This is a genomic window from Hymenobacter sp. H14-R3, assembly GCF_030063445.1.
GTDB lineage: Bacteria > Bacteroidota > Bacteroidia > Cytophagales > Hymenobacteraceae > Hymenobacter.
The window spans coordinates 22,559-44,576 of sequence record NZ_JASITD010000020.1; the positions used below are offsets into that span (position 1 = coordinate 22,559).

General features: G+C 62.4%; 19 protein-coding genes and 1 pseudogene. 13 read left to right on the forward strand and 7 right to left on the reverse strand.

The genetic code is table 11. The features are described from left to right. The first annotated feature begins 60 nt into the window (after window positions 1-60). The 7 genes and pseudogenes from QMK33_RS16940 to QMK33_RS16970 form a co-directional block, all read left to right on the forward strand. Window positions 61-1,329, forward strand: coding sequence for a putative DNA modification/repair radical SAM protein (locus tag QMK33_RS16940; RefSeq protein WP_283565803.1), 1,269 nt, complete (start codon window positions 61-63; stop codon window positions 1,327-1,329). Window positions 1,330-1,435: 106 nt separating this feature from the next. Continuing rightward, window positions 1,436-1,837 carry a hypothetical protein gene (locus QMK33_RS16945; protein WP_283565804.1) on the forward strand — a complete coding sequence of 134 codons (402 nt, stop codon included), beginning with the start codon at window positions 1,436-1,438 and terminating at the stop codon, window positions 1,835-1,837. A 58-nt stretch (window positions 1,838-1,895) separates the two neighbouring features. Beyond that, window positions 1,896-2,117, forward strand: a complete 222-nt coding sequence (locus QMK33_RS16950) for a hypothetical protein (protein WP_283565805.1) — start codon at window positions 1,896-1,898, stop codon at window positions 2,115-2,117. Window positions 2,118-2,164: 47 nt separating this feature from the next. Next, window positions 2,165-3,055, forward strand: a complete 891-nt coding sequence (locus QMK33_RS16955; RefSeq protein ID WP_283565806.1) for an alpha/beta fold hydrolase — start codon at window positions 2,165-2,167, stop codon at window positions 3,053-3,055. Continuing rightward, window positions 3,052-3,963, forward strand: coding sequence for a TIGR03915 family putative DNA repair protein (locus QMK33_RS16960; RefSeq protein ID WP_283565807.1), 912 nt, complete (start codon window positions 3,052-3,054; stop codon window positions 3,961-3,963). The genes QMK33_RS16955 and QMK33_RS16960 overlap by 4 nt, the downstream gene beginning before the upstream one ends. A gap of 97 nt (window positions 3,964-4,060) precedes the next feature. After that, entirely contained in the window at window positions 4,061-6,625 is a 2,565-nt protein-coding gene (locus QMK33_RS16965; RefSeq protein WP_283565808.1) for a TonB-dependent receptor domain-containing protein, read from the forward strand. A gap of 68 nt (window positions 6,626-6,693) precedes the next feature. After that, window positions 6,694-7,452 (forward strand): annotated as a pseudogene (locus QMK33_RS16970) (NADPH-dependent F420 reductase); the annotation flags it as partial. Between the two features lie 466 nt (window positions 7,453-7,918). Here the strand turns inward: QMK33_RS16970 and QMK33_RS16975 are convergent. Beyond that, window positions 7,919-9,016 (reverse strand): NHL repeat-containing protein, encoded by a 1,098-nt coding sequence (locus QMK33_RS16975; protein ID WP_283565809.1) that lies wholly within the window; start codon window positions 9,014-9,016, stop codon window positions 7,919-7,921. Window positions 9,017-9,383: 367 nt separating this feature from the next. Between QMK33_RS16975 and QMK33_RS16980 the strand changes: the two genes are divergently transcribed. Together QMK33_RS16980 and rfbD are read left to right on the forward strand one after the other, a co-directional pair. Beyond that, on the forward strand, window positions 9,384-9,959 hold the full coding sequence (locus QMK33_RS16980; protein ID WP_283565810.1) for a hypothetical protein: 576 nt from the start codon (window positions 9,384-9,386) through the stop codon (window positions 9,957-9,959). A 120-nt stretch (window positions 9,960-10,079) separates the two neighbouring features. Then, window positions 10,080-10,934, forward strand: a complete 855-nt coding sequence (gene rfbD / locus QMK33_RS16985) for a dTDP-4-dehydrorhamnose reductase (RefSeq protein WP_283565811.1) — start codon at window positions 10,080-10,082, stop codon at window positions 10,932-10,934. Window positions 10,935-11,356: 422 nt separating this feature from the next. Here the strand turns inward: rfbD and QMK33_RS16990 are convergent, their stop codons facing one another. Beyond that, window positions 11,357-12,589: an MFS transporter gene (locus QMK33_RS16990; protein ID WP_283565812.1), complete on the reverse strand. Its 1,233-nt coding sequence runs from the start codon at window positions 12,587-12,589 to the stop codon at window positions 11,357-11,359. Between the two features lie 120 nt (window positions 12,590-12,709). Between QMK33_RS16990 and QMK33_RS16995 the strand changes: the two genes are divergently transcribed. Continuing rightward, complete coding sequence (locus tag QMK33_RS16995) at window positions 12,710-13,228, forward strand: GreA/GreB family elongation factor (RefSeq protein ID WP_283565813.1); 519 nt, start codon at window positions 12,710-12,712, stop codon at window positions 13,226-13,228. Window positions 13,229-13,431: 203 nt separating this feature from the next. Here QMK33_RS16995 and QMK33_RS17000 read toward each other — a convergent pair whose 3' ends face one another. After that, the gene (locus QMK33_RS17000; protein ID WP_283565814.1) at window positions 13,432-14,361 is read right to left on the reverse strand and encodes an AraC family transcriptional regulator; all 930 of its coding nucleotides are present in this window, start codon (window positions 14,359-14,361) and stop codon (window positions 13,432-13,434) included. Window positions 14,362-14,616: 255 nt separating this feature from the next. Between QMK33_RS17000 and QMK33_RS17005 the strand changes: the two genes are divergently transcribed. Together QMK33_RS17005 and QMK33_RS17010 are read left to right on the forward strand one after the other, a co-directional pair. Further along, the gene (locus QMK33_RS17005) at window positions 14,617-16,146 is read left to right on the forward strand and encodes an aldehyde dehydrogenase family protein (protein WP_283565815.1); all 1,530 of its coding nucleotides are present in this window, start codon (window positions 14,617-14,619) and stop codon (window positions 16,144-16,146) included. Window positions 16,147-16,275: 129 nt separating this feature from the next. Continuing rightward, the gene (locus tag QMK33_RS17010) at window positions 16,276-16,668 is read left to right on the forward strand and encodes a DUF779 domain-containing protein (RefSeq protein WP_283565816.1); all 393 of its coding nucleotides are present in this window, start codon (window positions 16,276-16,278) and stop codon (window positions 16,666-16,668) included. A 76-nt stretch (window positions 16,669-16,744) separates the two neighbouring features. Here the strand turns inward: QMK33_RS17010 and QMK33_RS17015 are convergent, their stop codons facing one another. From QMK33_RS17015 to QMK33_RS17030, 4 genes are all read right to left on the reverse strand, one after another. Further along, a complete protein-coding gene (locus QMK33_RS17015; protein ID WP_283565817.1) occupies window positions 16,745-17,266 on the reverse strand; it encodes a YybH family protein in 522 nt (173 codons plus the stop codon). Window positions 17,267-17,363: 97 nt separating this feature from the next. Further along, window positions 17,364-18,038 (reverse strand): glycine zipper domain-containing protein, encoded by a 675-nt coding sequence (locus QMK33_RS17020; protein ID WP_283565818.1) that lies wholly within the window; start codon window positions 18,036-18,038, stop codon window positions 17,364-17,366. 168 nt (window positions 18,039-18,206) lie between these two features. Next, complete coding sequence (pbpC, locus tag QMK33_RS17025) at window positions 18,207-20,612, reverse strand: penicillin-binding protein 1C (RefSeq protein ID WP_283565819.1); 2,406 nt, start codon at window positions 20,610-20,612, stop codon at window positions 18,207-18,209. A gap of 118 nt (window positions 20,613-20,730) precedes the next feature. Then, entirely contained in the window at window positions 20,731-21,489 is a 759-nt protein-coding gene (locus QMK33_RS17030; RefSeq protein WP_349361772.1) for a biotin--[acetyl-CoA-carboxylase] ligase, read from the reverse strand. A 49-nt stretch (window positions 21,490-21,538) separates the two neighbouring features. On the opposite strand from QMK33_RS17030, the gene rsfS reads away from it, so the two are divergent. Next, window positions 21,539-21,931 carry a ribosome silencing factor gene (rsfS, locus tag QMK33_RS17035; protein ID WP_283565820.1) on the forward strand — a complete coding sequence of 131 codons (393 nt, stop codon included), beginning with the start codon at window positions 21,539-21,541 and terminating at the stop codon, window positions 21,929-21,931. Window positions 21,932-22,018: the final 87 nt, after the last annotated feature.

The window sequence follows — 22,018 nt, forward strand, 5'->3', positions numbered from 1 at the left end:
AAAGCTTGCCAATCTCATTGGCCGGCACTACTTTTACCCTCGCTAACACCTTTCGCATAGATGAACGAGCGCATTCAGGAAAAGCTAAGCATATTAGCCGACGCCGCCAAGTACGACGTATCGTGCAGCAGCAGCGGCGGCAAGCGCAAAAACGAGCAGAAGGGCCTTGGCAACGCCGAGGGCATGGGCATCTGCCACAGCTTTACCGAGGATGGCCGCTGCGTAAGCCTGCTGAAGATTTTGCTCACCAACCACTGCATTTTCGACTGCGCCTACTGCGTGTCGCGCCGCTCGAACGACGTGAAGCGCGCCGCCTTTACGGTGGAGGAAGTGGTGGACCTCACCATCAATTTTTACCGCCGCAACTACATCGAGGGGCTGTTTTTGAGCAGCGGCATTTTCAGCAGCCCCGACTACACCATGGAGCGGCTGGTGCGCATTGCGAAAACGCTGCGTACCGAGCACAATTTCAACGGCTACATCCACGTCAAAACCATCCCCGGCGCGTCGCCCGAACTCATCCATGAGGCCGGCCTGTATGCCGACCGCCTGAGCGTGAACATCGAGCTGCCTTCAGAGCTGGCGCTGCAAAACCTGGCCCCGGAAAAGAACTACGCCGAGATTCTGACCCCAATGGGCCAGATTCGGGACGGCATTATTCAGAACAAGGAGGAGAAGGCGCTCTTCAAGAAGGTGCCGCAGTTTGCCACCGCCGGCCAAAGCACCCAGCTCATCGTGGGCGCGAGCGATGAGAATGACTTACAGATAATTAAGCTCTCCGACAGCCTCTACCAGGGCTACGGGCTGAAGCGGGTGTACTACTCGGGCTACGTGCCCATTACCGACGATGCGCGCCTGCCGCAGGTGACCCAGCCGCCCCTGGTGCGCGAGCACCGGCTGTACCAAACCGATTGGCTCATGCGCTTCTACGGCTTCGAGGCCGACGAAATTCTGGACCCCGCGCACCCGTATCTCGACCTCGAAATTGACCCCAAGCTGGCGTGGGCGCTGCGCAACCGCCACCTGTTTCCGGTGGATGTGAACGTGGCCGACCGGGCCATGATTCTGCGCATTCCCGGGGTGGGCGCGCGCTCGGCCGAGCGCATTGTGCAGGCCCGGCGTTTCAGCTCGCTCACGGCCGAGCACCTCACCCAGTTTGGGGTGGTGATGAAGCGGGCGCGGCACTTTCTCACGGCGCGAGGCATGGCCCCGGCGGCCCTGGGTGAGCTCGATGCCCAGCAGGTGCGCCGCCAGATTTTGTTCGGGGGCAAGTCGGTGCGCTCGGCGCTAGTAACCCAGCAATTGGATTTATTTGCCCAGGTGAGTTAGGGTGCGGGTGGGCGGCGGGTGGCACGGTGGCAAGTAAATTTGCCCTAGCCAATCATTTACCAGTTACCGAAGCCAACCCTTTGGCCCCGCCCCGCCTCTTGACTTTATGAAGTATTACCTGTTTGCCGCCCTTGCCCTCAGCGCCTTTAGCCTCACCAGCTGCCTCAAAACCCAGGCCGATACCTGCGAGGTCATCCTGACTACGCCCATTGTGAAAGCCGTGGGTCCCAAAACCATTGCCGTGAACCAGCCCGCCACCTACCTGCTCGACTACCTGCCCGGTACCGGCTGCGGCGTGTTCGACGCGCTTTCGGAGCAGGGCCAAAGCCCCGCCAACACCAATACCCGCACCATCAACGTGACCGTGCGCTACAGCACCTGCAACTGCGCCGTGCCCGCCACGCCGCTGCAAACCACATACAATTTCGTGCCCACCCAAGCGGGGACTTACTACCTGAAGTTTGTGGCCAACAACGGCTACCTCATCGATACGCTGGTGGCTAAGTAGCCGCCCGCGCTTACCCCGGCCGCTCCGGCGGCCGGGCTCACCCGGTCCATTTTCACCCATGAAAATTACCCATCGCGCACCCGCCGACGCGTCGGCCCCCGTTCCGTTCGTAGCTGACCCCGCCCGCAGCCTGGCCGCCCTCGCTGGTAGCCCGTTGGGCAAAGCCCCGCGCCTGTCGTGCTGCTGCCGCATCTCCGAATTGATGCCGTTGGTGCGCCAGCTGCACGATGCCGCCCGCGCCGCCCAGCAGCCGGGGCAGCAGCCCGGCGTGGCTGCGTAACTCCGTAACCACGCAACCCTAGCGTGGGCCAACGGGGTAAAAGGGGCATGGACTACGCCCTTGAACACCACGATGTGCCTACCAATGGCCTGCGGCTGCACGTGGTGCAGTGCGGCCCGCCCGCCGGCCCGCTAGTGGTGCTGCTGCACGGCTTTCCGGAGTGCTGGTTTAGCTGGCGGGCCCAGCTTACGGCGCTGGCTGCGGCCGGCTACCGCGTGTGGGCCCCCGACCAGCGCGGCTACAACCTGAGCGATAAGCCCTTGGAAATCAGCGCGTATGCGTTGCCCGTGCTCGCGGCTGATATCGTGGGCCTGCTCGATGCGGCGGGGCAGCGCCAAGCGCATATTGTGGGGCACGACTGGGGCGGCATCGTGGCGTGGTACCTGGCGGCGCACCACGCGCAGCGGGTGGCGAGCACCAGCATCCTCAACGTGCCGCACCCGGCGGTGCTGGTGCCCAACCTCTGGCGCGTGCCCGACCAGCTGGCGCGCAGTTGGTACATGCTGTTTTTTCAACTGCCGGGCTTGCCCGAGCGCCTCATTCGGCGGCGCAACTGGCACTTGGGGGCGCAGTCGCTGCTCGGCAGCAGCCGGCCCGGCACCTTCAGCGCGGCCGAGCTGGCGCGTTATAAGGTGTCCTGGGCGCAGCCGGGCGCGCTCACGGCCATGCTCAACTGGTACCGGGCGCTCCGGCTGCCCGCCGGCCCGGCCTGGCCGCGCATCGAGCAGCCAGTGCAGGTTATCTGGGGCCAGCAGGATGCCTTTTTGAATGCGAAGCTGGCCGAACTCAGTTTGGCGCAGTGCGCGCAGGGCGCGGTGCACTACTTTCCGCAGGCTTCGCACTGGGTGCAGCTGGAAGAAGCCGAGGCCGTTAATACCTTATTGCTGAAGTTTATAGCTACTAATTCGTTGTCTCCTGATTTGACTTTGCCCGCGTGAGCCAGCTTACTCCCCTTCGCCCCGCTACCAGCACGGCCGTGGGCCCGGTGGCCGCCCGCCGGCCCGCCCCCGAGCTGCGCAACCCGCCCGCCGACTACACCTACGACGGCTCGTTTGAGGGCCTGCTCACGGTGCTGTTTCGGGTGTACGACCGCAAGTCGGCCCCCAGCAGCATCCAGCCCGAGGTGGCCGCGCAGGGCGGGCTGTTTGCCCAAACCGTGCCCGTGGCCACCGACGAAACCCTGGCCGCCCGCACCTGGGACGGCCTGCTGCGCTTCATGCCCGAGCCGGCGCGGGCGCGCCTCTACCACGTTTTTTTGAGCGAAGACCCCGAGCGCGAGCTGCTCATCTTCCGCTACGCCGACACGGCCCTGCGCGCCGACCGCGATATTTCTGACAACTACGCCGATGCCACCGTGCGCCGCTGCCAGCGCCTGGCCCAGCAGCTGTTTCGCGAGAAGCACCGCATGGAGGCGTTCGTGCGCTTCGAGAAGGCGCAGGATGGCCTGTTTCACGCCGTTATCGAGCCCGATTTCGACGTGTTACCGCTCATTATCAGTCACTTCACCAAGCGCTACGCCGACCAGCGCTGGCTCATTTTTGATAAGAAGCGCCGCTACGGCCTGCACTACGACCTGGTGCAAACCACCATTGTGGAGTTTGAAACCGGCGGCGGGGCCCCGCGCCGGGGCGAGCTGTCGGCCACTGTGCTCGACGAGCGCGAGCCGCTATTCAAAATCCTGTGGCAGGCGTATTTCGACCACGTCAATATTCCGGAGCGCAAAAATCTGAAGCTGCAACACCGCCAGCTGCCCAAGCGCTACTGGAAATACCTGAGCGAGAAGCAGCCCCGCGAGCGCCGCTTTGTGCCCATCAACAACAAAAGCGGGCCCAATGGCGCGCAGTAGGGTAGGGGCGGGGCCGCCGCCAGCCGGCATTTGAAAAGTGCGCCCGGCAAGCAACCCCCGCCCCGCCCGCGCTGCCTTTGGGGAAGAATAAACTTCTATGCGCCCCCAACTTATTTCGCCTAGTGTATTGCTGGCTAGTGCCTTAATCGGCTATACTGTGCCGGGTTACGGCCAGGCCCCCGCCCGCGTGGCGGGCCGCCTCACGGGCACCGTCACGGACGGGGCCACGGCCAGGCCAATTGGCTACGCCTCGGTGGCCGTGCTGGCTGAGGACGGCTCGCCCGTGGCCGGCGGCGGGTGCGGCGGCGATGGGCAGTTTGTGCTGCCCGGCATTCCGGCCGGCACCTACACGCTGCTGGTGCGCTTTTTGGGCTACCAGGACGAGCGGCGGCCGGGCGTGGTGGTGCCGGCCGGCGGCACGGTGGCCCTGGGCAACGTGCCCCTGACCGCGGCCACCCAAAAGCTGGGCGAAGTGGTGATAACGGCCGCCAAGCCGCTCATCGAGGAGCAGGCCGACCGCACCATCTACCACGCTGACCAGGATAAAACCACGGCCGGCGGCGACGCCGTGGACGTGCTGCGGCGCGCACCGCTGCTGAGCGTGGACCTGGATGGCAACGTGAGCCTGCGCGGCAACCAGAATATTAAGGTGCTGATTAACAACAAGCCCTCGACCCTCACCGCCAACGGCGTGGCCGACGGCCTGCGCCAGCTGCCCGCCGACCAGATTCTGCGGGTAGAAGTAATAACTTCGCCCTCAGCGAAGTACGATGCCGAGGGCTCGGGCGGCATCATCAACATCGTGACCAAGCAAAATACCCTGCGTGGCGGCCAGCTGAGCCTCGATGGCAGCGGCGGCACCCGCTCGGGCACCCTCAACCTGAACGGGGGCTACCGCACCGGCCGCATGGGCTTCGCGCTCGGTGGCTTCGGGCGGGCGGGCTACAACACGCCGGGCAGCTTCACCAACGACCAGCTGACCACCAGCCCCGCCACCGGCCTGCCAACCCGCACCACCCAAACCGCCGACACGCGCCAGAACCAGCTGTTTGGCCGCTACACCTTCGGCTGGGATTACGATATCGACAAGCACAACGCGCTGGCCGCCTCCCTCACCTACGGCACCCGCAACGCCACCACCTACCAGGATGCGCTGGCCACCAGTACGATACGCCCCGGCGGCGCGGTTGCCAGCTCGCTGCGCAACGTAAAAACCACCGACGACTCGGGTACCGTCGATGCCAGCCTCACCTACACCCACCTCTACGACGCGCCGCAGCGCGAGCTGAGCGTGCTGGCGCTGCTGAGCCGCAACAGCCGCACCTACGCCTTCGGCAACGACACCTACGCCGCCACCGACGCGGCCAGCCGCGGCCCCGCCGGCAACGACAACCCTAGCACCAACCAGGAGCTCACCGCCCAGCTCGACTACCAGACGCCCACCGCCAAAAACCACTTGCTCGAAGTAGGCGTGAAGGACATCCGGCGCACCGTGCGCAGCGACTACACCTACTACGGGCAGCTGGCTAACGTGCAGGCCGACAACTCGTTCACGTATCAGCAAAACGTGGTGGCCGGCTACTTGGCCTACACCCTGCCCTTGCCCCAAGGCTTCGTGCTGAAGCCCGGTGTGCGCTACGAGTACACGGCCATCGAGGCCGGCTACGGCCGCGGCGTGGTGCCTGCTATTGCCGTGCCGAGCTACGGCGTGCTGGTGCCCAGCGTGAGCCTGCTGCGCAAGCTGGCCAATGGCAACGTGCTGAAACTGGCCTACAACCGCCGCTTGCAGCGCCCGGCCCTCCAGTTTCTCAACCCCAACCTGCAAGCCGCCAACCCGCTCATCCAAACCCAGGGCAACCCGCTGCTCAGCCCCGAATATACCAACAACTACGAGCTGGGTTACAGCACTTTGCTGCGGCAGGCCAACCTCAGCTTCTCGGCATTTGCGCGCAACACCACCGGCTCCATCCAGTCGGTGCGCACGCCGCTGGGCGATGCGCGGTACCCCGGCGCGGTGCGCATTGATTTTCAGAATATCGGCCACGAAAACGCCTACGGCGGCAGTGCCTTTGGGAGCCTCAACCTCGGTAGCACGTTCAGCGTTAGCGGCGGCCTCGATACCTACTACGCCGTGCTCAGCAACCGCGTGGCCGACCCGCTGTACGCCGCCCGCAACGCCGGCCTGGTGCTGAGCGGCCGCCTTTACGGCAGCTACGCCCTGCCCAAGGGCTGGGGCGTGCAGCTGTTTGGCTTCTACCGCGGCCAGCAGGTGCAGCTGCAAGGCTCTCAAAGCAGCTTTGCGGTGTACAGCATGAGCCTGAAACACGAGTTTGCCGACAAAAAGGGCAGCCTGGGCTTCGGGGCCGAAAACTTTTTTTCGCCCCGCAACACCGTGTGCAACGACATCGCCAGCCCGCTGCTCGCCCAAACCACCCGCACCACCCAGCACCTCACCAGCTTCAAGGTGTACTTCAGCTACCGCATCGGCAAGCTCACCGCCGACCTGCCCACCCGCAAAACCGTACGCAACGACGACCTCAAGCTGGACGAAAACGGCGGCGGCAGCCAGGGCAGCGGCGGCCCGCCCGCTGCTAGCCGCCCGGTGCCCGTTGTGCCCGCGCCCGTTGCACCCGCGCCCGTTGCGCCCGTTAGTCCGAAGTAGGTCGCCCTGCGCCCCGCAGCTAAACAATCACCTGCGCCCCGTGGTCTTGAAGAACGCAGTGGCGCGCCGCCGCTGCCCACTACTCGTTAATCTTCTCAACTATGAACATCGGAATTATTGGCGCCGGCCACATCGGCAGCGCGCTGGCCGTGCGGCTCGTCAGCCTCGGCCACTCGGTACTGATTGCCAACTCGCGCGGCCCCGAAACGCTGGGCGACGTGGCCCAAAAAACCGGCGCTACCCCCGCCACGGCCCGCGAAGCCGCCCAGCACGGCGAAATTATCGTGGTCACCATTCCGCTGATAAACATCCCCGACCTGCCCAAGGACCTGTTTGCGGGCGTATCGGCCGACGTGCCGGTTATCGACACCAGCAACTACTACCCCCTGCTGCGCGACGGCCACTTGCGCGAACTCGAAACCGGCACCCTCACCGAAAGCGAGTGGGTGCAGCAGCACTTGGGCCGCCCGGTGGTGAAGGTGTTCAACAACATCTACGCCGAGCACCTCGAAAAAAAGGGTACGCCCGTGGGCACGCCCGACCGCATCTCACTACCCGTAGCCGGCGACGACGAGGCTGCCAAGCGCAAGGTGATGGACCTGGTGGAGGAGCTGGGCTTCGACGCCGTGGAAGACGGTACCCTCCACGAGTCGTGGCGGCAGCAGCCCGGTACCCCTTCGTACGGGGCCGACTGGCCCGCGCACAAGCTGCGCGAGCACCTGCGCAGCCTGGGCCACGAGCGCACCGAGGAGCAGCACGCTCAATACCTGGCCAACCACGCCGAGCAGGAAAAGCAAATGGCCGCGCAAGGCATTAAGCTGAAGTAGCCACCTGCCAAAATTGAAGGCTGCCAGCCAAGCCGGCAGCCTTCGGGGTACCAACCAAAAGAGCCGCGGCAACTGCCGCGGCTCTTTTGGTTAGCGTAGCTTTCTTGTTAGACTACTATTCAAAACTTTGAAGTAGGTACAGTTGGCCCACGTCACTAGTGCGGAGCGTAAAAACCTGAAGCTGCACCATCATCAGCTACTCAAGTAATACTATAAAATTTAGGACTCACGTAAAAATGTCTGTCATTGCGAGAAACGCGAAGCAATCGCCCCTAAACGACACCTGAACGACGACGTGCGGGTATCATTCAGGGGCGGTTGCCGCGCTCCACCGCATTGCGCTCGCAAGGACAGATGTTTTTGCGCGAGTTATAAAAGCATGAAAATCAATTAGATATCATCAAGAACTGACAAAGAACAACTAGCCGCCGGACCTGCCTCATTACCCTCAGAGCCGTTGGCGTGGCTACTGCCCGCTGATTTTGCGGATGCGGTGGCTGTTGGTGTCAGCCACGTACAATTCGGTGCCCGCCGCATTTACCGCGAGGCCCACGGACCTACTGAATAGCGACGAGGCCACGGGGCCATCGGCAAAGCCCAAGCGGGTGCTGGAGCCAGCAAAGAGGCTCACCTGGCCAGCCGGACTGATGCAGCGCAGGCAGCCATTGCCCCAGTCAGCTACATACAGCGTGCCGCTGGCATCCACGGCCACGCCGGTAGGCAGGAAAAGCTTTGCCTGCGCCGCGTCGCCGTCGGCGTAGCCGGCCACGCCGCCCGCCACCGTGCTCACTACCCCCGCCGGGGTAATGCTCCGAATGCGGTTGTTGCGGTAGTCCGCCACGTACACCGCGCCCTGCCCGTTAACCGCTACCCCGCTGGGGGAGTAAAACAAAGCCGCGTTGCCGGGGCCATCGGCAAAGTTTTCGTCTACAAACTTCACATCGGCGGGGCCGCTGCCGGCCACCGTGCTCACCACGCCCTGCGCCGTAATCTTACGGATGCGGTTGTTGTTTGAGTCGGCCACGTAGAGCGCGCCCTGCTGGTCGAGGGCCAGGCCCTGCGGCCGCCAGAATTTGGCCGTAGCGGCGGGGCCATCCTGCAGGCCCTGGCCCGCCGCCCCGGCCAACGTGCTCACCACCCCGGCCGGGCTAATGGTACGAATGCAATTATTGTTGGTATCGGCCACGTACACAGTACCTTGGGCATCAACCGCGATGCCGGTTGGCAGGAAGAATTGGGCGGTGGCACCCGGCCCATCGGTTTGGCCAGCCGTGCCGGTGCCCGCCAGCGTACTCACCACGCCCGCCGCCGTCACTTTGCGGATGCAGTTGTTGTTGATATCGGCCACGTACACGGTGCCCTGGGCATCAACCGCCACCGAGTTTGGCCCGTTGAACTGCGCGGCGCTGCCCGCCCCGTTGGTAAAACCCGCCGTGCCGGTGCCCGCCAGCGTGCTCACCGTGTAAGTTAGCGCGTGGCTGGTGGGGTCGTCGCGCTCGTTGCAGGCCAGTAGCGCCACCGCCAGCAGGCCCATCGCCCCTAGCCGGGATAGTGGAAATGTCATACGAAAGTAAAGTGAAAGTGAGGGTGCTGATAGTGTAGACGTTGCGAGTGAGCAAGTTAGCGCGGCTGGCCAGTGCCGCGCGTGCGCCCGGGGCCACGCCACACTTAGCCAGGATATAGAAAATGCCCGGTCACCGCTGTTGTTCGTCAGGATAAATTAATAAGTAACTGATTATTAAATATTTAAGGCAAATTTATCGACTGCGTAGTGACTAGTTGCAGGGCTTACGCGGAAAAATATTTTCCTTAACGCAACCGGGTGTGGCGCAAGCCCATAGTACCCACGCTACGCCCGGTTGCGTACCTGTAGTGAGTAAATAAGCACTCAGACCACAGAATTCAGTAGCCCAACTAATCATCCTCACAGCATGCGTGCCGAATACATGTTGCGCCACTGGTGCCTGGCCAGTACTAAGTTGGCTGCTTCCGCAACCGCGCGGCGGCTGTTTGGGGGGTATGCCACCGCGCCGGGGCCAGTCTGGTACCGGCTGCTGCTCCAACTCGACCAAACCTATTGCCTGGAAAAATTGCTGGATAAAGGCCTGCGGGCCGTGCCGTTGCTGCAGGGCGGCTACCAGCTGGCGGGCCCGCACCTACAACTGCACCTGCCAGCTACCCAGCGCGGCCGCGCTCACGCTTGGTGTGCCAGCCTGCGGCTGCACAACGGCCCCGGCGGAGTGCTGCAGCTACTGCCCGCCGCACCAGCTGCGCCCGAAGTGGGTCAGGACCAGGCCCCTAGCCATGTATTTGACAGGCAGGAGTTTCCGAAGCTACTACGGTGCATCAACCAGCAATTTGGCCGCTATTCCTTTGCCGATAGCCTCACCGTGGGGAGCGCCTACGTGGCCCTGGGCCCCGCTACCAAAGCAGGTTTTGTGGAAGTGCTCAACGACAACCAGCGGGTGCGCCAGTACCCCGCCAGCGCTTTTCGGTCCGAAGAATAAGCCGCTCCCCCGCCGGCGCCGCTTGGGGCGGGCACCGGGCAAGCCGTACTTTCGGGGCTCGGTAGGCAGCGGCCGCGTGCCCGCCGCTACCAGGTGCCAGCAGGCCAACTTAAAAGCAAAATGAATACTACGTTGATTTTTGGGGCCTCGGGCCAACTAGGGCAGTGCCTGGCGCACGTGGCCCAGCAGCAAGGCATGACGGACTTGGTTTTTCCACCCGAAGCTCAAGCTAATATTCTAAATGTAAGCGGCTTGCGCGAGTTATTCACTCAGCACCGCCCGGCCTATGCCATCAACTGCGCCGCCTACACGGCCGTAGACAAAGCCGAGGACGAGCTGGACCTGGCCCGCAAAGTGAACCGCGACGGCGTCGAAAACCTGGCCCGCCTCTGCGGCGAGTTCGGCACCACCCTCATCCAGATTTCGACCGATTTCGTGTTTGCCGGCAGCGGCAACCAGCCGCTCGTCGAAACCGACGAAACCGCGCCCATCAGCGTCTACGGCCTCACCAAGCTGGAGGGCGAGCAGGTAATTCCGGCCCTCACCAGCCAGTATTTCATCCTGCGCACCAGCTGGCTCTACTCCGAGTTTGCGGGCAACTTCGTGAAAACCATGCGCAAGCTGGGCCGCGAGCGCGACGAGCTGCGCGTTATCTGGGACCAGGCCGGCACGCCCACCTACGCCATCGACCTGGCCGGCTGCATCCTGCATATCATTGCCAGCCAGAGCGTTGCCTACGGTCTCTACCACTATAGCAACGAAGGCCTGACCTCGTGGTACGACTTCGCCACTGCCATCTTCGAGCTCAGCAACATCCCGGTGCGCACCGTGCCTATCCGCACCGCCGAGTACCCCACCAAAGCCACCCGCCCGCCCTATTCGGTTATGGATAAGAGCAAGATAAAGAAGGAGTTGGGCGTAGTTATTCCGCACTGGCGCGTGAGCTTGCAGGCGTGCCTGGGGCAATTGGGATAGTACAGTAAAACGTGTAGAAAGCTGACGATTTTGATAAAAGTCAGCAAAAAGGCGGTCACCCAAAACGACGAAGCAACTCGCTTCGTCGCGCTTTGCGTGACCGCCTTTTTGCTTAATACCCACACACTCCAGCAGGTTTGTGCTCCAGCGCATTCTAAAACTACTTTGCTGTCCTCTAGGCAGCTAAGCTAATAACCTCGCTGGTACGACTCAAGAAGTATGAAGAGAGAAACTAAAGAATGTGACGAATGCGGCAGCTTATACTTTACCGATACCTCGCAGCTGGCGGCTCTATGCCCTGAGTGCGCACATTATCTGTATAAATATGCTAATTGCAAACACCTTATGAAAGCCGGAAGGTGCTTGAATTGTCACTGGGATGGCAGTGTTACTTATTTTATAACTACCTTAAAATAGGTGAGTTAAGCAGGAGTAGGTTCGGCAGCTATTTGTTGCCGCCCATAAAACCGGTGCAGCGCCAGCGCCAGCAGCACAAACGCGCTACCCACGGCGCACACCCCCGGCCAGCCGAAGTGCATCCAGGCCACGCCGCCGATTACCGAGCCCAGCGAGCCGCCCGTGAAATAGCCCGTCATGTACACCGTGTTGAGGCGGCTGCGGGCCTCGGGGCGCAGCGAAAAGATGAGCGTCTGGTTGGAAATGTGCACCGACTGCACGCCCACATCGAGCAGCAAAATGCCCACCACCAGCCCGGCCAGGTAGCCGCCGCCCACCCCCAGCAGCAGGTACGCGGCCAGCGACAGCGCCAGCCCCGCCGTGATGGCGTAGCTGGAGCCGCGCCGGTCGGCCAGGCCGCCGGCCAGCGGCGCGGCCAGGGCCCCGGCGGCCCCTACCAGGCCAAAAAAGCCCGCCACGTCGCTGCCGTAGCCATACGCGGGGCTGCCGAGGTAAAAAACCAGGGTCGTCCAGAACACACTGAACGCGGCAAAGATGCTGCCGCCCACCAGCGCCGAGCGCCGCAGCTGCGGCAGCTCGCGCGCCAGCGTGCCCAGCGAGCGCATCAGCGAGCCGTAGGTGCCCGCAAAATTGGGCCGGTCCTGCGGCAGCCGCCAGGCCAGCAGGCCCGTAAGCGCCAGCATGAGGCCCGCCGCGCCGGCAAACACCAGCCGCCAGCCCAGGTGCGCGCCCGCATAGCCGCTCACCGTGCGCGAGAGCAGAATGCCAATTAGCAGCCCGCTCATAATGCGCCCCACAATGCGGCCGCGGTCGGCCTCAGGGGCCAGGTGCGCCGCCATGGGTAGCAGTAGTTGCGGCACCGACGAGCAAATGCCGATGAGCACGCTCGCCACCGCCAGCAGCGCAAACGTGGGGGCCAGCGCCGCGCCGCCCAGGCACACGGCCGCGCCCACCAGCATCCAGAGAATGAGGCGCTTGCGCTCCAACATATCGCCCAGCGGCACGGCCAGCAGAATGCCCAGCGTATAGCCGATTTGGGTGGCCGTGGCCACCAAGCTGGCCCGGCTATCGGAGATGCCGAAGGTGCGGCCGATGGCCGCCAGCAGCGGCTGGTTGTAGTAAATATTGGCCACCACCAGCCCGCAGGTGAGGGCCATGAGCCAGACCAGGGCATTATCGAGGCGGCGGGGTGGGGTAGTTAGGGTAGCAGGGGTAGGCTTAAGCAGTAACTCAGACATGAAATAGCGCGAACGAATCGGGTATTGATAGCGGCAGAATAGCGTGGGTTAACTCCCAAATGCCCGCCAGGGTTATGCTTGAGCTTCGCAACCCGCCCGCCCGGCCTTCGTTTGCCCAGTATGAGCCGAGGATTTGTAAAGGAAGATGATGCCCAAACGCCGCCCATAGTGCCGCCCCGCGCCGCCCTGCCACCCGGCTCGCCCAACTACGTCACGGCCAATGGCTTGGTTCAGCTGCGCCACGAGCTCACCGAGCTGGAAGCCGAGCGCACCCACGCCGAAGCCGACCACACCAACGACACCGACCGCACGCACCGGTTATCGCTGCTAAATGGCCGCCTCGCCCTGCTCACCGAGCGCCTGGCCAGTGCCCGCCTCGTCGACCCCACCACCCAGCCCGCCAAGGAAGTGCGCTTCGGGGCCACCCTGATACTGCGCACCCTGCGCGGCGGCAAAGTGGGCACCGAGCGCCGCTTCACTATCGTAGGAGTTGATGAGGCCGACGTGGCGGCGGGCAAAGTGAGCTTCGTGGCCCCGCTGGCCCGGGCCGTGGCGGGCGCGCAGCTAGGCAGCGAGGTAACGCTGCACCTAGGGCCGCACGAAGAAGTGGTGCAGGTAACTGCTATTACCTACGCCTGATGAGCGGAGAAAAACGTCTGTCATTGCGGCTTACGTAAAAACGTCTGTCCTTGCGAGCGCAACGCAGTGGAGCGCGGCAATCTTTCCTGTACGCTCGGGTTACTAACCCCATGAAGCGAATGACCAAGGAAAGATTGCCGCGCTCCACTGCGTTGCGCTCGCAAGGATAAACGGCTCTTGTGTAAATTATAAAATAACGCAAATCAATTAGTTAGCTGCTTCTTATAAGCGCCGGGCGTAATACCCTCGTGCTTCTTGAACAGCGCCTGGAAATACGACAGGTTATTAAACCCCGCCCGCAGGCACACCTCGGCCACGCTGGCTAGCGGCTGGCGCAGCAGGCGCTTAGCCTCGGCCAGCCGCTCGCGCACGATGTACTCGACTGGCGTGAGGCCTAGCTCGCGTTTAAACAGGCGAAAAAAGGTGGCCTTGCTCATGCACGCCAGCGCGCTCAGTTTCTCAATCGGCAGGTTATCAGCCAGGTGCTCTTTTATGTAGTGCACCACCGCCGCAAAGCGGTGCGTGGTGAGATGCCGGGCGTAGTCATTGAAAATCAGCTCCCTGGCCTGAGTTTGCATCAGGCGCACCAGCAATTCTTGCAGGGTGAAGTTGGCCAGCACGTCCTTGGCCGCGTCGGTAGTGCGCGACACGGCCACCAGGCGCTCCAGGGTGCCGGTGAGCTCGGGCGTGTTGGTGAGGTGCGCGTACTCGGGCCCGGCCAGCGCCCAGGGCGCGTGGGCTTCGGCGCGCGGGTAGCGTTCGTTCAGTAAATCAACGGTTTGCCGAATGCTGTCGGGCGCGATGGCCACCGCCAGGCACTGTGTGGGCCGGCAGAGGCAGGCCTCGGGAAAGTCGATTTCCATTAGCTCATCTTCGCCCACTACCACCGTTTCGCCGGGCAGGTAGTCGAAGGCCGGGCGGTCGGGGAGGTGCATCACTTTTTTGCCCCGCAGCATGGTGGTGAGGGCCAGCCCATTGAGGCGCAGCGGCACGCGGTGGGCCGCCTGGTGCGTCTCAAAAATGTTCAGCTCAAAGGCATCGAGCGCGAAAACCGTGCGGTTTTCGACTAGCGTGTGTAGCTGTCCCAGCGCAAGTGGCGGCACGGCGGCGGGCAAATGAACGCGGGTAGGCATTTCAATGAGTATGAGTTAATTGAACGTCATGCTGAGCTTGTCGAAGCATCTTGCGTGGGGTAGTAAAATCAATCGCTCAACGATGCGAGCGAGATGATTCGGCAAGCTCAGCACGACGTGCTACACAAGGTGAGTGATGACTTACTAAGGTTGAGGCAATTTCGACATTTATTGCGACAATACCACAACCTCCGCAGTAAGATAAGGAGTCATCTTTGCGCTAGTACTCCACTTCTTTCCAATTCCCACGCAATCATGGTCGAAACCCTCGAAAAAGCCACTACCGTGGTGGCCCGCCCGCAGTTCAAGTCGCACTACGACAACTTTATTGGGGGCAAATGGGTGGCCCCGGTCAAAGGCCAGTACTTCGATAACCCGTCGCCCATCGACGGCAAAGTCTTCTGCAAAGTGGCCCGCAGTACCAAGGAAGACATTGAGCTAGCCCTCGACGCCGCTCACGAAGCCTTCAAAAGCTGGAGCAAAGCCTCGGCTGCCGTGCGTAGCAACGTGCTGCTCAAAATCGCCGACATTATAGAGGCCAACCTGCCCTACCTGGCCGCCGCCGAAACGGTGGAAAACGGCAAGGCCATCCGCGAGTCAATGGCCGCCGATTTGCCGCTCTGCATCGACCACTTCCGATACTTTGCGGGCGTTATTCGGGCCGAAGAAGGCTCAGCTACCGAGCTGAACGAGAACACGTTGTCGCTGGTGATTCAGGAGCCGCTGGGCGTTGTCGGTCAGATTATTCCCTGGAACTTCCCGCTGCTAATGGCCACCTGGAAGCTGGCCCCCGCCATTGCGGCCGGCTGCTGCGTGGTGATGAAGCCCGCCGAGCAAACGCCCGCCAGCATCATGATGCTCATGGAGTTGATTCAGGACGTGGTGCCCGCTGGCGTCATCAACGTAGTCAACGGCTTCGGCCTGGAAGCCGGCAAGCCGCTGGCCAGCAACAAGCGCGTGCAAAAGGTGTCGTTCACGGGCGAAACCACTACCGGCCGCCTCATCTTGCAATACGCCGCCGAAAACATCATCCCCGTTACGATGGAGCTGGGCGGCAAGTCGCCCAACATCTTCTGCAAGAGCGTGATGGACCACGACGACGACTTCCTCGACAAGTGCATCGAAGGTGCCGTGATGTTTGCCCTCAACCAGGGTGAAATCTGCACTTGCCCCTCGCGCCTGCTGGTGCACGAGGATATTTACGACGCGTTTATTGCCCGCGTCATTGCCCGCGTAAAGGCCATCAAGCTGGGTAACCCCATGGATACCACCACGATGATGGGGGCCCAGGCCAGCAACGACCAGTTTGAGAAAATCCTGAGCTACCTCGAAATCGGCAAGGCTGAAGGGGCTGAAGTGCTGGTGGGCGGCGAGGCCTACACCCAGGAAGATGGCGCGCTCGGGGAGGGCTACTACATTCAGCCTACCATTTTCCGGGGGCATAATAAGATGCGGATTTTTCAGGAGGAAATCTTCGGCCCGGTGCTGTCGGTAACAACTTTCAAGGACAACGAGGAGGCCCTGGAAATCGCCAACGACACGCTCTACGGCCTCGGGGCCGGCCTCTGGAGCCGCGACGCGCACGAGCTCTACCAGATGCCCCGCGCCATTAAGGCCGGCCGCGTGTGGGTGAACTGCTACCACGACTACCCCGCCGGCGCGCCGTTTGGCGGCTACAAGGCGTCGGGCTTCGGCCGCGAAAACCACAAGATGATGCTGGGGCACTACCGCCAGACCAAGAACATGCTCATCAGCTACAGCCAGCAGAAATTAGGTTTCTTTTAGCAATGTGCGGTAAGCTTTAGCTTGCCGTAAGTACCCTAAATTAGCACTGCCGCCGGAAGCATTCGGTAGTAGTGCTAATTATTTAGCCATCAATTATTTAACAGCAAGATAAAGCTTACCGCACAGCCTATGCCCACCTCCCGCGTTCTCGCCACCCAGGCGGCCGAAGCTACCATCGACCTGCTGCGCGACGAGCACGGCCCGCTCATGTTTCATCAAAGCGGCGGTTGCTGCGATGGCTCGTCGCCGATGTGCTTTACCAAGGGCGAGTTTCGGATTGGCGGCAACGACGTGTGGCTGGGCCAGATTCACGGCTGTGATTTCTTCATGAGCACCAGCCAGTTCGAGTACTGGCAGCACACCCAGCTCACCATCGATGTGACCAAGGGCCGGGGCGCGAGTTTCTCGTTGGAAATTCCGCTAGGCGTACGCTTCCTTATTCGCTCGCGGCTCTTTACGGAGGAAGAAGCGCAGGCTATGGAGCCGGTGCGCAATGGTGAAGAATACCTGGAGCAGGCCTGAGAGCAGCCAGTTTTACAACGTAAACGAAAGGCCCGGCGAGCAATCGCCGGGCCTTTCGTTTACGCCGTGGGGGTGGCTATTTTTTCTCCTGCACGGGCAGGTCTTCCAAGTGAGCCAGGCTGATTTTCCAGCTGCCGTCGCTGGCTTTCTTCCAGATAAACACGTAGTTGCCGGTGCCCAGGCCGGTTGCTTTCTCAGTAGCCGTAGGCAGCACATCCACTGAGAAGGTGCCGGCCTCGTAGGCCATGTCGGCATTGGACCCCGTGCTGACGCCGTTGGTTTTAAGGTTGGCAATGGTGTTGATGGTGGGCGTAATCCATTTGTTGGTTACCTCATCCTTGCCGCTGAAGCGGGTTTCGCCCTGCAAAAACTGCACATCGTCGGCCAGCATGGCAGTTATCTTGCTCGCATCTTTGTTGTTCCAGGCGCTCACAAACTGCTGGTCGAGGTCCGTAACGCTGGCGCTGGCGCTGGCGCCGCCGGCAGTAGTGGCGTTGGCGTTGGCAGGGTCGGCCGCGTTGGCGGCCGATTTTTGGTCGTTGCCGGAGCAAGAAGTCAGCAGGGCCGCTACGCAGCAGGAAAGCAAGTAGTATTTCATGGGGAATTTTGAAGAAGAGCGCAAGAGACTGCGCAAAACCCCGCAAAAACGAGGTCAATCCTTAGTATTGCAAAAACTTTATAATCAATGTATTAGCCTACCAGCTTTTGCGAAGCACTGCCGAGGCCGGGTAGGGCGCGCCCGCTTGCTCAAAGCCCGGATTGGGGAAGTAGCCGCTGGCTACGGCCAGGTCGGCCACGGCGGGCGCGATTCCTTTGGCCTGGCTGGCCTCGGCCCGCTGCTCGGCGGCGAGGCGGCGCTCGGCGGCGGCGCGGTTGGCGGCGGCCTGCGCGGCGGCGGTGCGGGCGGCAGTAGCCCGGCTAGCCGCCGCCTGCGCCGATGCCCGGGCCGCGGCGGTGCGCTTACTAGCGGCGGCGCGCTCCGTTGCAGATGCCCGGGCGGCAGTGCGCTCGCTAGCGGCAGCGGCACGCTCAGAGGCGGCGGCCTGGGCATCGGCGGCGGCTTGCTCGCGGGCGGCGGCGGCCTGGGCAGCCGCGGCGGCGGCGGCTTTCTGCTTGTTATCGGTGTGCTTGCCAATAGCGTAACCCGCACCGGCGCCGGCCAGGCCGCCAATCAGGGCGCCCACTTTGCGGTTGCGCCCATTGATGAGAACGCCACCCAAAATGCCGGCTGCCCCACCGATAGCGGCGTTTTTAGCCTGGGGGCTCCAGCCTTTGCGGGGCTGGGGCTCGGTTTGGGCCTGGGCACGGTAGCCGGGCAGCAGGCCAAAGAGCAGCGCCGGGATGAGAAATAGCCAACTGGTACGTTTCACGGAAGTGGGGAATAAAGGAAGTGGAGTATGCAACGCGCGTAGGGTAAGCTTTAGCTTGCCGGCGTCAGGGTGTATAAAAGGCTATTTATCAGACAACTATAAAGCAGGTAGCCCCATTAGCAGCAAGCTAAAGCTTACCCTGCACGTACGCAGGTGGCCAGCAGGCGGTTATAACTCCCTGACCAGCACGCGCACTTCCACGGTGCGGCCGTGGTCGTCGGCGCACGATATCTTGACCTCGCCCGGCGGCGGCCGGAAAAACACGCGCCCGGTAGCCGGCGCGGCTTGCAGAAACTGGTCGTTCACGTACCAATATACCTGGCGCACCTCGCTGGCTGCCGCGCAGCTGAGCAGCAATTGTTGCTTTTCGGTGGCGCTGAGCACGTATTCGGCGTGGGCAGCGGGCGAGGTGATGGCCAGCAGCGGCGCGGCATCGGGGCCAACTGCACCCGCCGCATCGGCGCCGCGCACCAAGCGGCAGGCGGGGTTGTGGGGAGGCAGGCGGCGCGCCGGCAGGCCATGCACCTCCCGAAACGCCAGCACCTCGGGCCGCAGGTTGGGGAATAATTCGCGCCGGTAGCCGCTGGTCGGCGCGCAGGCCCGGCAGTAGCTATACTGGCCATCGGCCGAGAGCAGTACCTCGCGCAGGTGCTGGCAGCGCTGGCTGCCCGATGCGCCGGGCAGGTAATAATCGAGCAGCTGGTTGGGGCAGTTTTCGCCGGGCACCAGGCCGGTTTCGGCGCACACCAGCCGAAAGTCGAGGCTGGCGGGCGGCGTAAACCACTCACTCTTGCCATTGTAGGCCAGCGCGTTAAATAAATTGAACAGCAGGGGCGAGGCCACATCGGCCCCCGTGAGGGCAGGGCTGCCCTGGCCGTTAAAATTGCCCACCCACACCCCGATGGTATACTGCTGGTTGTAGCCGATGCTCCAGGCATCGCGGCGGCCGTAGCTGGTGCCAGTTTTCCAGGCAATGCGCGGCAGGTGGCGGCTGGCGGCCGCATCGAGCGGCAGGTCGGGCCGCGTGCGCTGCGCCAGAATGTCGGTAAGCAGATAGGCGGCGGCTTCGCTAATTAAAAATTTAGAATTAAAAATTAAAAATGGATTTTTTGGCTGCGTCGCTCCAGTTGGTTTCTTACCCAATTCCGTTGCGTCAGCAGCAATTTCTACTTTATCCTGTTTGGTTTTTAATTCCAACTCCTGCCACCGCCCCCCATTGGCCAGCGCCGAGTACAGGCCCGTCAGCTCTTCCAGCGTAGCGCCGCAGCCGCCCAAAATGGTGCTTAGGCCCAGCCGGGGCGCATCGCGCGCCACCTGCCGAAAATCGGCCTGCCGCAGCGTGTTCGTAAACTTATCGACCCCGACTTCCGACAGAACCCGCACGGCCGGAATATTGAGCGAGTAGGTCAGCGCCCGCTCCATCGTCACTTCGCCCTGGCAGTGCTTGTCGAAATTCTCGGGCCGGAAACCCTGGAAGTTGGTCGGCACATCGGGCAGCACGGTTTTGGGCGTAACCAAGCCGCGGTCGAACGCCAGGCCATAAAGCAACGGCTTGAGCGTGCTGCCCGGCGAGCGCACGGCCCGCACGCCATCGACCTGCCCCAGCGCGCCGGCATCCTGAAAATCGACCGAGCCCACGTAGGCCTCCACGGCGTGCGTGCGGTTGTTCACCACCAGCACCGCAGCCTGCGAAATGCCCAGCGTGGCCAGCCGGCGCACGTAGTTGCGGGCCAGGTCCTCGGCCTTGGCCTGGGTGGCGGGCCGCAAGCTGCTGTGAATGAGCGCCGTGCCGGGCTGCGCCAGCACCAGCCGCCGCGCCAGGTGCGGGGCAAGGGTAGGGGCCGGGTGGCGCTGGGCCACCAGGGGCTCTAGCAGCGCATCGGCAATATCCTGGGCTGGAAACAGCTTTTCGCGCCCGAAGTAGTGCAGCCAGCGGTTGCGCTCACGCGTAATCTCGGCGTTGTGGCGGCCCAGCACCAGCCCGCCCGGCCGGTTGGGAATAATGGCCAGCGTAACCGTTTGGGCCAGTGATAGATAATCGGGCGGCTGCTGAAAGTACAGCAGCGCCGCCGACTTCACGCCCTCAATATTGCCGCCGTAGGGCACCAGGTTGAGATAGAGCTGCAAAATCTCGGCCTTGCTGTAGTGCGCCTCCAGCTGCAGGGCGCGCAGCATTTCGCGCAGCTTGTTGCCCAGGGTGCGCTCCTTGGGCTCTAGCAGCCGAGCCACCTGCATGGTAATGGTGCTGGCCCCGGTGGTGCGCCCGTGCCCAAATAGGTTGCGCCCCGCCGCCTGCACCATTGCCAAGGGATTGATACCCAGGTGGTAGCGAAAATAGCGGTCCTCCTTCTCAATAATGGCCGTTTGCAAGGCCGGCGTAATCTCGGGCAGCTCCGTTTTCATCCGCCACTTTTGGGTGGGGTTGAGGTAGGCGTGTAGCACGGTGCCATCGGTGGCCAGCACCAGCGGCGAATACTGCGGCGCGGGCGGTAGCGGAAAAAGCCAGTCGGCCCCAAAGGCCAGCCCCAACAGCGCAGCCAGCGCCAGCACAATACGAAAAAGCAGGCGGCGCATACGGCGAATGTAGCGCGAACTTCCCAGTTCGGGCGCGCGCCGCGAGCAGGCAGGACCACGCCGTGCGAACGACGATATCTCGTAGCGCGCGCGCGCGAAGCTGGGAAGTTTATGCTACTTATACATGCTTAATTTCTTGCAAACCAAAGCGTTGCACCGTTCCGCCAATTTCCACGGCTAGGCGGCCGTCGGGCTCCACCCCCACAATTTGGCCCCGCACGCGGCGGCCAGCCACCTCATACTCGTGCCACTCCTGGTAGCGGTAGAGGGCGGCCAGGTAGGCGCGGCGCAACTCGCCTACCTGGCCGGCACGCAGTTGTAGGTAGCGCCGCTCCAGGCATTCGAGCAGGCGGGCGGCCAGCACCTCGCGCTGGAAATAGCGGCCCGTGAGCACGCCCAGCGAGGTGGCCGTGGGCATGGCAAAGTGCCGCTGGTTCACGTTGAGCCCAATGCCCACCACGCTGGACTGAATTTTTGCGCCGCTCAGGCTGTTTTCAATGAGAATTCCCCCAAATTTCTGGGTGCCGAAGTATAGGTCGTTGGGCCATTTCAGCCGCAGCTGCGGTGAGGGCTGGAGGAGCGTTTTGGCCCAGTCGTACACGCCCAAGGCCACGGCCTGGCTCAGCAAAAACTGCTGGCCGGCGTCCAGAAAAGTGGGTAGCCAGATGACGGAGAGCGTTAGGTTTTCGCCCGGCGCGGCCTGCCACTGGTTGCCACGTTGGCCGCGGCCGGCCGTTTGGTCGTCCGTTATGACGGTGCAGCCTTCGCTGGCCCGGTTTTCGCGCAACAGTTGTTGCGCTTCCGAGTTAGTAGAAGGGCAGGCAGGCAGCCATAATAGCTGCTGGCCAGTAAATAAGGTAGTGGGGCTGATGACCACGGGGGTTAGCAGTCGTACATTAGCTAGATAAACAACGCAAACTTACTCTATGAAGAGCACCTTGGTTCGACAGGATTCGGACACATTGGCAGAAGTAGCCGTACGCGGTCTCCAAGACCGCAAAGGAATGGACATTGTAGTTCTCAATTTGAAAGAGTTGAAAAATGCCGTGGCCGATTATTTCATCATCTGCTCGGCTTCCTCCGACACCCAGCTCGACGCGCTGGCCCGCTCGGTGGAAGAGGAAGTGGAAAAAGTAACTGGCCAGGCCCCTTGGCAGAGTGAAGGCCGCACCAATCGGGAGTGGGTTTTGTTGGATTACGTAGACGTGGTAGTGCACGTTTTTCTGCGTGACCGCCGCAAGTTCTACGCGCTCGAAGAGCTGTGGGGCGACGCCGAAATTACGCACATTGAAGACACTGCCGACGTGGTTCAGCGCTAAAGTATTGGGCCGTCGGCTGCGTCTACCGGGTTAGGTTACCAACAACGCCAGCCCGGCGCGGTTGCTCTAGAGTTCATTAAAAATAAT